An 11,655-nucleotide genomic window follows, 5' to 3' on the forward strand; every position below is an offset into this window, starting at 1 on the left:
GGTGATCTTTCGCTGCCCAAGCCTCCGTCGATGGATCGACCGTCTGGTCGTTTTCAGTGCGGTCGATTGGGTGAAAAGGATGCGTGTTCTGGTGGCCCCGGGACGCAGGGACGTTGTCCGCTTGCGATGATCTCCGGTGCAAGTGCATGTCGCGTGCGACGGACTTGGAAAGGCCGCAAGCGATTGATCGGCGGCGGGGTGATCGCGGCGAGTCTTTTGCTGTTGATCAGTGCCGGCCTATTGGCGGGGCCTGAAACGGTGATTCGACCGGGGCCGCTTTCGACGCCGCATGCGCAGATCTTGTCCGGCAGCCTGCACGGATCCGGTGCAAACTCTGGTGCCGCGGATTGTCGTGCCTGTCACGCGGTGGATCCAAGTTCACTGGCCGATTGGTTCGGTTTGGCTTCTGGTCACGGATCGAAGCACGACAATGCCGCCGCCGCACAATCGCAACGGTGCTTGGATTGTCACGCCAAGACGATCGACCGCACGACCGCTTTGGCGGCGCACAACTGGACGCCCACGCAGCAACAGCAGATCACCGCACGCTTGATCGATCGTCGCCGCGATGGCCGGCCAGCCGTATCGCTGGCGTCATTCTCGCCGGCCGCTTGGCTGGGTGGCGAAACGAATCAGACAGCGGGCACGGTGCATGCGGATGTGCAGTGCAGTGTCTGCCATCGGGAACATCACGGGGATGATCGCAGTTTGGTCGCGATGTCCGACCAGCAGTGCCAAAGTTGCCACATCGAAGCTTACGGCGATTTCGCGTCGGCCCATCCGGAATTTCGTGGGTATCCGTACCGTCGCGATACAGCAGACGTGAATGAGTCAGGACGTCGTCGCGTGGCGTTTGACCACGCTAGTCACCAAGTGAAGCATTTCCCGGCGACACTGCGCGATGGCGTTGCGGCAACGTTTGAATGCCAGGCGTGTCACCAGTCGGGGCTTGCAAGACCGAGTGGTGAGCCGTTTGGCGATTTCGCGAACGTGGATTACCGGGCGGCATGCGCGGAATGTCATGATGCGTCGTTAAGGGCAGCGGCATCGCCGGGGATCGTGGCCTTGTCACTGCCGTCGCTGCCCGATGATGTGGTCGACGCGATGGCCGGTTCCGGGCAACGAATCCGCTGGCCCGATGCGGCGACCGGGTTTTTGGATGGCCAGGTGTCGGCTTTGCAATCGCTGTTGTTGCGCGGCGACGGTTGGACCGAATCCCAGATCGCAAGCGTGCAAGATCTTTCGCTGCTGGACCCTTATGACGATGGCGATTTGCGATTAGCAACCAATCTGGCCGCGACGGTCGCGCGAATGATCAACGCAATCGCTAAAGGTGGGCAACCCGAGTTGCTTCGCCGCTTGGTCGATGCTGGCTGTGAACAAGAGTTTGCATCGGAGCTGGCGAAGTCTTTGGCACCACAAATGGTCCAGGCGTTGAAGTCACGCTGGTTTGATGCGTCGAAAACGGATGCCGAGCGGTTCGACAGTGACACGTTGTTGTCGCTGGGCGGATGGTACCGCGATGATTTTCTGCTGAAACTGGCTTACCGTCCGACCGGGCACGCTGATCCCGTTGCGACCGCAATGTTATCGATGGCTCGATCGGGGCGTCTGGACGATTCCGTGGTTCAGCGGACCTTGGCGGATCCCGTGGTGAAGTCTTGTGCGCAGTGCCACGACGGGGCGTCAGTGGATCCGATGCGTTTGACGGGCGACGTCCGGTGGAACGAACCGATGACGCCGGATGACGGTCATCGGTTCTCACACGGACCGCATTTGAAGATCGCGGGACTGTCGGACTGCCAGCACTGTCACCGCGTGGATGAGTCGGCCGTGATGGATTCGGCCGGTCAGCGGGTGAACGCGGTGGGTTTTGCAGAGATGACCAAGGCGGATTGTGCGGTGTGCCATCGCCCGGGTGCGGCACCTGACGGATGCATGCAGTGCCACCGGTACCACCGTCATTGATGGGTGCACGCTACTTTCGCGGAGCGAAAGGCGACTATGTGACCCGATGGTTGAGATGTTTGGCCCGTGCGACTCGACGGTAGCGGGATCGGGGCCGATTCAGGTGCGTTGCTTCAGGGCTCGGACGCTACTTTCGCGGAGCGAAAGGCGACTTTGTGAGCCGCATGGTTGAGATGATTGGCCGATGCGCGACCCGTGGGTCGCGCGCTCGGCTCAGGGTTGGCGTTACTTCTTGGCCAATTCGGCTTCGACGGCTTTCACGACGATTTTGTCATCGGGCTTCGTTCGAGGCTCGAAGCGGTTGATCAAGTTGCCTTCGCGGTCGATCAAGAACTTTTCAAAGTTCCATGAAACCTTGCCGGCTCCCTTCGGCTTGACGTCTTGGCTGGTCAGGAATTTGTACAGCGGAGCGGCGCCGTCACCGTTGACTTCCAGCTTGCTGAACATCGGGAAGCTGACGTTGTATTCGCCAGTGCAGAATTCCAGGATCTTCGATTCCTCCCACGGCTCTTGGCCGGCAAATTGGTTGCACGGGAATCCCAGGATCACGAAACCTTGGTCCTTGTACTTCTCGTACATCGCTTGCAGATTTTCGTACTGCGGGGTCAGGCCACACTTGCTGGCGACGTTGACGATCAGCACGACGTTGCCTTCGTAGTCTTCCAAGTCGACCGTTTCGCCTTCGATATTTTTGACTTCGAAGTTCAACGCACATTCGTGCTCGGCTGATTCGGCTTTGTCGGCGCGGGCGGACGTGGTCATCAGGGCGGTCGCAACCAGGCAGGACAGGAACAGACGCATGGGCAGAATTCCGGTATGGGAAAGGAAGTGATGGAACGTCAGATCGGGTGGGCTTCGGCGAGGCCGTGCGAAGTTTGAGCCTCGCGAACGAGCTTCCGATTCGGGCGAAACTCGTCGGATCGTGCCGACAAGGCCGCCGGGAATATTTTCAAGTTCTGGGGTGAGTATACCGGCAGTGCTAGTGGCGACGGCCTCGTGGTCCGATTACGTTTTGATTTCTTCCCCTAAGCCGCGGTCCAAGGTTGACGGACGAACCGTTTACCCCCAGCATCCGCGGTCTGCCATTCCTTTCCGAATTTCATCCCGCCTCGAATTCGATCCAACCCAGGAGACTCGTCTGTGGATTTTGCACGTGGAAAATTGATGCTGGCCAGCTTTTTAACGCTGGTCGCATCGGGCATCGGGTTCGCCACCAGGACGGCGGCCGGTGGTCCTTGGGAACGCGAATTCAACATCGGGGGAGGTCAATTCGGTGCGATTCTTGGGGCAGGGTTCCTGGGCTTCGGGTTGATGATTTTCTTTGGCGGGATCTTGGTCGAAAAATTCGGCTACAAGAAACTGCTGATGCTGGCGTTCGTATTGCACTTGGTCAGTGCCGTCATGTTGTTCATCGCCAACCCGCTATTTGACGGATGGCGTGAATCGGATCCGGAGAACGCGACGCAGAACGTGTTCAACGTTTTGTTCTGGAGTGCGTTCCTGTTTTCGATCTGTCAGGGATTGTACGAAGCGGTCATCAACCCGCTGATCGCCCAGTTGTATCCGGACAATAAAACACACTATTTGAATATCCTGCACGCCGGATGGCCCGCCGGGATGATCGTCGGCGGTCTGTTTGCGGCTGGGTTTATCGGCGAAGAAGCCTGGTTCACCGAATTGCCCTGGCAATGGGCCTTGGCCAGCTTTGCGATTGTCGTCGTGGCCTACGGCATCATGGTGATCCCGGAAAAGTTCCCCGAAACGGTGGGCGAATCCAGCAGCGATTTTGCGACGGTTTTCTCGTGTTTCGCTTCGATCCCGTTCCTGGTTTTGATCGTTCTGCACGCGTTGATCGGCTACATGGAATTGGGCGTCGATTCGTGGATGACGAAGCTGATGGAGAACCTGTTGCCCAATTCGGTGCTGATTCTGGTTTACACGTCGATGTTGATGTTCGTGCTGCGGTTCTTTGCCGGCCCGATCGTCCACAAGATCAACCCGATCGGATTGCTGTTGGGCAGTTCGGTGATCGCATGCTTGGGACTGTTGTGGTTGGGGTCGCCGATCCAAAGCGTCGGCATGATCTTTGTCGCCGCGACGTTCTATTCGCTGGGCAAAGCGTTCCTGTGGCCGACGATGTTGGGGGTCGCGGGCGAACGGTATCCGCAAAGTGGATCGGTTGCGATGGGGGCCCTCGGAGCGGCCGGGATGTTGTGCGTCGGCCAGATTGCCGGCCCGCGGATCGGGACTCAGCAAGGGTTTTCGATGAGCGAGAATCTGCAGCAGACCGCGCCAGAAACATTCGAACGCTATGCCGAACCCGAAGCCATCACCGCTTGGGGTTACGAGTACCGGCCGTTGGATGCGGCGAAGTTGAACGCGGCCAATGGGGCGGAGTTGGGCGAAGACGGCAAGCCGGTTTCGACCCAGGCGTTGGCTGATGCGGAACTGATCGACGAAGCGGACAAGGAAGTGTTGTTGGCCAACGCCGACACGGACTTTTCGGCGGTTCAGGATTCGTATTTGTTCGGCGGCCGTCGTGCGTTGACGCTGACGTCCTATGTGCCGGCGACGATGGCGATCGGGTTCTTGGGATTGCTGATCTATTACCGATCGATCGGCGGTTACAAGGCGATCAAGATCGATCACGAGCATGAGGATGCGGAGGTCCCGGTGCCTCACGAGGCGACCGAGGATCCGCTGGAACGCCCGGCACCGACGGAGTATTAGGCGGCTGGAAGAGCCCTCCCCGGAAGCGGGTTTGAGCCGAAGCGGCTGCCTATTCCCTTTACCTCCTCCGGGAGGGTCGAGCCTTAGCGAGGGGAGGGTGCGCCGGCGGAAGAGCCCTCCCCGGAATCTCGTCCCTCGATTCCGACCCTCCCGCTTGCGGGAGGGTGAAGGTGGTACTGAGCCGAATGTGTAGGCGCCGGGCTGCGTTGCCGGAACAACAAAACCCGCGGCTAGCGCCTTGCGGCTCACATCGTCGCCTCTCGCTCCGCCGAAAGTAGCGTGCGCGGGGGTGCGTTCAGGATCGCAAGACACTAGTGCCAACACGCTGGCACCGGCTTGTGCCAGCGAACCAGTCCCGTTCACGCGGCGGATTTGGTGGCTAGAATCTTCGGCTTTCCAAAAACTCGGCATCGCCGATCCAGCCAGCCAACCACGAGAAACGATCCCCCGTGCTCAGGACCCACAACTGCGGCCAGCTCCGCAAATCAGACGTCGGAACGGAAGTCACCCTATGCGGCTGGGTCGAAAGCAAACGCGACCACGGCGGCGCTGTCTTCATCGATTTGCGTGACCGATACGGCATCACCCAGGTCGTCATCGGGCCTCCGGAAGCCGACAAATCGCTGATCGACCAAGCGGGTCACGTGCCTGCCGAAAGCGTGATCCTGATCCGCGGCAAGGTTTCGGATCGTTTGGAAGGCAAGACCAACGAGAAGCTGCCGACCGGGGAAATCGAAGTCCGCAGCGAGCATTTCGAGATCCTGAACGCCGCCGCGACGCCGCCGTTCACCCCGGGACAGGCCGAATTGCCGGGCGAAGATCTGCGGCTGAAGTATCGCTTTTTGGATCTCCGTCGGACCGAGATGCAGCGGGCGATGGTCTTGCGCAGCCGCATCGTCAAAATCATGCGGGACTATTTCGCCCAGCACGATTTTATCGACGTCGAAACGCCGATCCTGGGCCGCAGCACCCCGGAAGGCGCCCGCGATTATCTGGTGCCGAGCCGCGTGCATCCCGGGGAATTTTATGCGCTGCCGCAATCACCCCAGCTGTACAAGCAAATCTTGATGGTCGCCGGTTTTGACCGCTATGTCCAAGTCGCCAAGTGTTTCCGCGACGAAGACCTGCGGGCCGACCGCCAGCCGGAATTCACCCAACTGGACTTGGAGATGTCGTTCGTCGACGCGGACGACATCATGAGCCTGATCGACGGATTGGTCGCCGCGACGGCCAAGGAAGTCCTGGGCAAAGACATCGCATTGCCGTTGCCGCGGATGACGTACGAAGAAGCGATGCGTCGTTTCGGCAGCGACGCACCCGACCTGCGGTTCGGCATGGAAATCGTCGACGTCACCGATGTGGCCAAGAAGACGGAGTTTCGCGTGTTCCGCGGGACCGCCGACGCCGGCAAATTCGTTCGCGGCATCAACGTCAAGAACGCCGCCGACAAGTATTCACGCCGTCAGATCGACGAGCTGACCAGTTGGGTTCAAAACGATTTTGGTGCCAAGGGATTGGCTTGGTTCCGAGTCGAAGAAGACGGATCGCTTTGGAGCCCGATCGCGAAGAACTTTGACGCCGAACATCTGGCGGAGATCAAGGAAAAACTGGACGGCCAGCCCAACGACTTGCTGATGTTCTTGGCCGACACCTGGGATGTGACGTGTCGCGGATTGTCGGGGCTGCGTAAACGCATGGCCGTCGAATTGGAATTGTTCTCACCCAACGATCTGAATTGCAGTTGGGTGACCGAGTTCCCGATGTTCGAACGGGACGAGGAATCCGACCGTTACGTGGCGATGCACCACCCGTTCACCGCACCGCTGGCGGACGATTTGCCGCGGCTGAAAGATCAACCCGAAAAGTGTCACGCCCAAGCATACGACTTGGTGATCAACGGCAGCGAAGCGGGTGGCGGTACGATCCGGATTCACGACCCCGGCGTCCAGCAACAAGTGTTCGACTTGCTGGGGATCGACGAGGAAACCGCCAAGGATCGCTTCGGTTTCTTGCTGGACGCACTGAAGTATGGCGCGCCACCGCACGGCGGGATCGCGCTTGGCGTTGACCGCTGGGTGATGCTGTTCGCGGGCTTGGAGAACATTCGCGAAGTCATCGCGTTCCCCAAGACTCAAAAGGCTTCGGACTTGATGACCGAGGCGCCGGGCGAGGTCGACAGTCAACAGTTGGAAGAACTGCACTTGCGCACGATCAAAGCGAAGAGCTGATATCCTGGGCGGCGAACAAGATTCGCCATCACTGCCCAGGAGACTGTTCTGATGACCGGCCGCGACCTGATTCCGTTTTCTGTGCGTTGCGGTTTGGCGGCGCTGGCGCTGGTTTCGTTCGTCACATCTCGTGCGGTCGGCGACGATGCGCCGATCAACGTGTTGCTGATCACCAGCGACGACCTTGGGCTGCATTTGGGGTGCTATGAGGACCCGGTGGCACGGACTCCGAACCTGGACGCTTTGGCCGCCCAGTCGACGGTGTTTCGCAACGCGTATGTGGCCCAGGCGTCATGCAGTCCATCGCGAAGTGCGATGTTCACGGGGACCTACCCGCATACCAACGGGCAATACGCGTTGGTCAACAGCGGGTATTCGCTGCATCCGCGTTTCCGTGACCAGACGATTCCGAATCTATTGAAGCCGGCGGGTTATCGCACCGGGATCGCAGGCAAACTGCACGTTGCACCGGAGTCGTCGTTTGAATTCGACCAGCGGATTCGCGTCAACACACGCGACGTGGTCAAGACGGCCGATGCGGCGGCGGAGTTTATCGACCAGTCTGGCGACCAGTCGTTCTTTTTGATGGTCAACTATTCCGATCCGCACTGGGATCGCGAAAACGGTCAGGGGCCCTGGTTCTATCGTGATCAAGTCGCCGGGGTTCCGGCAAAGATCATGACCGCCGGCGATGTCCAGCCGTTCGCGTTCCAAGGCTATCGTTCCGAAGAGCATCTGGACCGCGTGGCGGGGTATTACAACGCCGTGCACCGGTTGGATGCGGCGATCGGCTTGCTGTTGGAACAGTTGCAGGAATCGGGAAAGGCGGACAACACGCTGGTGCTGTTCGTCAGTGATCATGGGGCACCGTTTGCGCGTGGCAAGACGACTTGTTACGAAGCCGGACTGCGTGTTCCGTTCATGATCCGCTGGCCGGGGCTGACCAAACCGCGAACCAGTTTGGCGTTGGTTTCGACGATCGATTTGTTGCCGACGATCTTGGATGCGGCTGGCGTGGCGATTCCCGATCACGTCCAAGGGGGTTCGCTGCGCAGGTTGACTCAGGGGGATGAATCGACGGCCCGTCGGTACTTGGTCGGCGAATTCCACTCGCACGGATTGATGCCGTTTTATCCGCGTCGGGCGATCCGAGATTCACGGTACAAGTTGATTCATAATTTGTTGCCCGGCCGAGACGTCCAGTCGCGGATGGATGGCGATCCGTCGATCAGTGAATCGCGTGATCGCGAGGCGATTCCGGCGGTGTTCGAGGCCAGTTACCTGCGATTCGCCGACGCACCGGAGTATGAGTTGTTCGATTTGGCGGCGGACCCTTGGGAGTTGAACAACTTGGCCGGCGATCCGGCGATGACGGACGTCCAGCAGCGATTGACCGGTGCATTGCGACAGTGGCAGGACGAGACGGAGGATCCGCTGCGGGACGGCGAGGTGATTCAGCGTTTCATCCGCAACGCCCAGGCTCGCAAGATCGTCCAGCCGCCGGTTCAGTGATGGTCCCCGGGCTGTCGATGTCGTCGTGGTTTTCCTTTTGGCTTCTTTCCGCTTAGGATCGACCCGCGGCTAACGCGGATACAGCTCGGCAATGTCGCCTCTCGCTGCGCGAAAGTAGCGCGAGAGTGTCTCATCCCGGGAGATCTGGTTCCTGCCTAAAACCCGCGTTGCAGGCCCGGCTGGATGTCGATGTCCAGCGACGCGTATTCGCCGCGACGAATCTTCTGCCAGGCGATCGCCCCCATCACCGCGTTGTCGGTGCACAGATCGGCCGGAGCGATCACCAAGTCAAAACCGTCACGGTCCGCGGCGTCTTGCAGCTGGCTTCGAAAAACGCCGTTCGCCGCCACGCCGCCGCCGACGATCAATCGATCCGCCTGGCAATGGCGGACCGCTTTGGCCGCCTTGGCCACCAGCACGTCGACCACGGCCGCTTCGAAGGAGGCGCACACGTCGGCCTTTTGATCATCGCTTAGATCCAGTTGGCTGAAATCCTGCTGGCCCGGTCCGACGATCGAATAGCGGACCGCGGTTTTCAGTCCGCTGAAGCTGAAGTCGAACCCGTCGTCGCGGATCATCGATCGCGGGTAGGCGTGGGCTTTGGGGTTTCCCGACGCCGCCAGCTTCGACACCGCCGGTCCGCCGGGAAAGCCCAGCGACAACATTGCGGCAACTTTATCGAACGCTTCGCCCGCCGCGTCGTCGATGGTCCCGCCCAGGTACGTCAGGTCCAAGGACGAATCGCATTGGTACAGACTGGTGTGACCGCCGCTGACGATCATGCCGACGCAGGGATACACCGGACGATCGACGGCCAGTTGGCAGGCGTACAAATGGGCGTGCAGGTGATTGATCGTGACCAGTGGTTTTTGCCAGGCGACCGCCAAGGTTTTCGCGGCCACCAATCCGATCAGCAGAGAGCCCGCCAAGCCTGGGCGATCCGCCACCGCGATCGCTTCCAGATCCGAACCCGCGACGTCGGCCTGGTTCATCGCCGTTTCGATCACCGGCAGGATGCGTTCCAAGTGGGCCCGAGCGGCGACTTCGGGGACCACGCCGCGGAAATGGCGGTGCAATTCGTCTTGTTTGGCGACGCACTGGCCCAGGATTTTGTCATCGCGGTCGACCACGGCGGCGGCCGTTTCGTCACAGGTGGATTCGATCGTCAGAATGGGCAACGTGCGGTCGAAATGGGGCTGGAGGAATGATGCGTGGCGGACGACAGTTTATCGGGCGGCAAAAATGGGCCGAATGGGGCAGGGATGCCAGCAAAAGGCCTTGACAGGGTTGGTAATGGCCCGATACTTGCGTCCTTCCCTGGCGAAAGCCTCGCCAGATCTTCACGCGCGGCCTGCGACCGAAGCGGTCGAATCGCTGGCGTGATGAAACACCGAATGTAGAGAATACGGACGAAAACGGACATTCCCACCGCTCATGCCAACCATTAATCAGCTCGTTCGCAAGGGACGCAAGTCCAAGAAATCCCAAAGTAAGGCACCCGTTTTGGATCGGTGCCCTCAAAAGCAAGGGGTTTGCTTGCAGGTCAAGACGATGACGCCGAAGAAACCGAACTCGGCGTTGCGTAAGATCACCCGGGTTCGCTTGAGCAACGGTAAAGAAGTCACCGTTTACATCCCGGGCGAAGGCCACAACCTGCAAGAACACAGCATCGTTTTGGTGCGTGGTGGTCGTGTCCGCGACTTGCCCGGTGTTCGCTATCAAGTCATCCGTGGTTCGCGTGACGCGTTGGGCGTCGAAGGCCGTAAGCGGTCGCGCAGCCGTTACGGGGCCAAGAAGTAGGCCGGGCGGAGCTTTCGTTTCCCCCACTGTTTGACGATCGGCTTTGTCGGGCTGGTCGTCGTCTGTTTTTATCCGACCCAACCAAATCAGAAATACCTGACGAAAGTCCAAGGACCAGGCCGAATCTATGGGACGTTTCACCGCCAGCCATACTCACCTCAAAGGCGACCCTCGCCACAATTCGCTGTTGGCCAGCAAGTTCATCAATTGCTTGATGCTGGACGGCAAGAAGACGGTTGCACAAAAGATCTTCTACGATGCGTTGGACGAAATTGCCAAGCGCAAGCCGGATGCCGGCGAACCGATCGAGGTTTTCGAAGCGGCCGTGGAAAACGTGAAGCCCTACATCGAGGTTCGCAGCAAGCGAGTCGGGGGGGCTAGTTACCAAGTGCCCATGCAGGTCAACCGCGCTCGTCAGCAAAGTCTGGCGATTCGTTGGATGCTGGGCGCAATTCGTGAGAAAAAAGGTCGTCCGACGCACCTAAAGCTTGCCGATGAGATCTTGGCTGCCTTTAATAAAGAAGGTGTCGCCTACACGAAGCGTGAGAACACTCACCGTATGGCCGACGCCAACAAGGCATTCGCGCACTTTGCTTGGTGATTTGCCCCATCGCCAGGCTGAGTTCCGCGGCTCGATTTGCCCCTCGAGCCGCGGTTTTTTTATGCGCCGACCGAAGCTAGCTTCAGTGTAGATTTGGGGGGGGCCGTTTGACGCGGCGTGTCAACCAGTCATCACCCTCCCTCCGGAAGGGGCGAGCCTTCGTTTTGAAGTTGCGTTTTTCTGGTACCCCGACGCGTCAGCGAGGAAGGAGTGATGTTGACATCGCCTCGCTCACGCTTCGGGTTACCAAAAAGAGCAATGTCTCGGGTAAAAGCGCAATTTCGAAAAGCCTTCGCGAGTGGAGGGCGCGCCGGCGGAAGAGCCCTCCCCGGAATCTCGTTCCTCGATTCCGACCCTCCCGAAGGGGCGGGAGGGTGAAGGTGCTGCTGGGCTGAATGTGTGGGCGTCGGGCTGCGTTGCCGAAACAGCGAAACCCGCGGCTAGCGCCTTGCGGCTCACAAAGTCGCCTTTCGCTCCCGCGAAAGTAGCGTGCGGGAGGGTGCGGCGGCGGATGAGCCCTCCCCGGAATCTCGTTCCTCGATTCCGACCCTCCCGCGGGGCGGGAGGGTGAAGGTGATGCTGGGCCGATTGTGTAGGCGTCGGGCTGCGTTGCTGAAAAAGCGGAACCCGCGGCTAGCGCCTTGCGGCTCACGAATCAGCGGCAAGGCGCTAGCCGCCGGTCCGGTTGGCAACGAGTCAATCGTGACGCTGTAAAACCCGCGGCTAGCGCCTCGCGGCTCACAAAGTCGCCTTTCGCTCCCGCGAAAGCAGCGTCCCCCTTCGCTTTCCAGAATCCGGCCGGGCCGATAACCTTGT

Annotated in this window: 8 protein-coding genes; 6 read left to right on the forward strand and 2 right to left on the reverse strand. The window is 59.8% G+C overall.

Translation table 11 applies throughout. The features are described 5' to 3' along the window. Window positions 1-30 precede the first annotated feature (30 nt). Window positions 31-1,968, forward strand: a complete 1,938-nt coding sequence (locus Mal65_RS11670) for a hypothetical protein (RefSeq protein ID WP_145297548.1) — start codon at window positions 31-33, stop codon at window positions 1,966-1,968. Window positions 1,969-2,193: 225 nt separating this feature from the next. Here Mal65_RS11670 and Mal65_RS11675 read toward each other — a convergent pair whose 3' ends face one another. Continuing rightward, a complete protein-coding gene (locus Mal65_RS11675; protein ID WP_196784775.1) occupies window positions 2,194-2,769 on the reverse strand; it encodes a glutathione peroxidase in 576 nt (191 codons plus the stop codon). Window positions 2,770-3,108: 339 nt separating this feature from the next. Between Mal65_RS11675 and Mal65_RS11680 the strand changes: the two genes are divergently transcribed. The 3 genes from Mal65_RS11680 to Mal65_RS11690 all read left to right on the forward strand — a co-directional run bounded on the left by Mal65_RS11680 (window position 3,109) and on the right by Mal65_RS11690 (window position 8,438). Continuing rightward, complete coding sequence (locus tag Mal65_RS11680) at window positions 3,109-4,698, forward strand: MFS transporter (RefSeq protein ID WP_145297551.1); 1,590 nt, start codon at window positions 3,109-3,111, stop codon at window positions 4,696-4,698. Between the two features lie 449 nt (window positions 4,699-5,147). Then, window positions 5,148-6,926, forward strand: coding sequence for an aspartate--tRNA ligase (aspS, locus tag Mal65_RS11685; protein ID WP_145297554.1), 1,779 nt, complete (start codon window positions 5,148-5,150; stop codon window positions 6,924-6,926). A 51-nt stretch (window positions 6,927-6,977) separates the two neighbouring features. After that, complete coding sequence (locus Mal65_RS11690; protein ID WP_145297557.1) at window positions 6,978-8,438, forward strand: sulfatase family protein; 1,461 nt, start codon at window positions 6,978-6,980, stop codon at window positions 8,436-8,438. Between the two features lie 155 nt (window positions 8,439-8,593). On the opposite strand, the gene tsaD is transcribed toward Mal65_RS11690, so the two are convergent. Further along, window positions 8,594-9,616 (reverse strand): tRNA (adenosine(37)-N6)-threonylcarbamoyltransferase complex transferase subunit TsaD, encoded by a 1,023-nt coding sequence (tsaD, locus tag Mal65_RS11695; RefSeq protein ID WP_145297560.1) that lies wholly within the window; start codon window positions 9,614-9,616, stop codon window positions 8,594-8,596. A 256-nt stretch (window positions 9,617-9,872) separates the two neighbouring features. Here tsaD and rpsL point away from each other — a divergent pair, with 256 nt between their 5' ends. Then, window positions 9,873-10,238: a 30S ribosomal protein S12 gene (gene rpsL, locus Mal65_RS11700; RefSeq protein WP_145297563.1), complete on the forward strand. Its 366-nt coding sequence runs from the start codon at window positions 9,873-9,875 to the stop codon at window positions 10,236-10,238. A 127-nt stretch (window positions 10,239-10,365) separates the two neighbouring features. Beyond that, window positions 10,366-10,839 carry a 30S ribosomal protein S7 gene (gene rpsG, locus Mal65_RS11705; RefSeq protein WP_145297566.1) on the forward strand — a complete coding sequence of 158 codons (474 nt, stop codon included), beginning with the start codon at window positions 10,366-10,368 and terminating at the stop codon, window positions 10,837-10,839. The last annotated feature ends 816 nt before the right edge of the window (window positions 10,840-11,655 follow it).

This window comes from Crateriforma conspicua (assembly GCF_007752935.1).
GTDB classification, from domain to species: Bacteria; Planctomycetota; Planctomycetia; order Pirellulales; family Pirellulaceae; genus Crateriforma; species Crateriforma conspicua.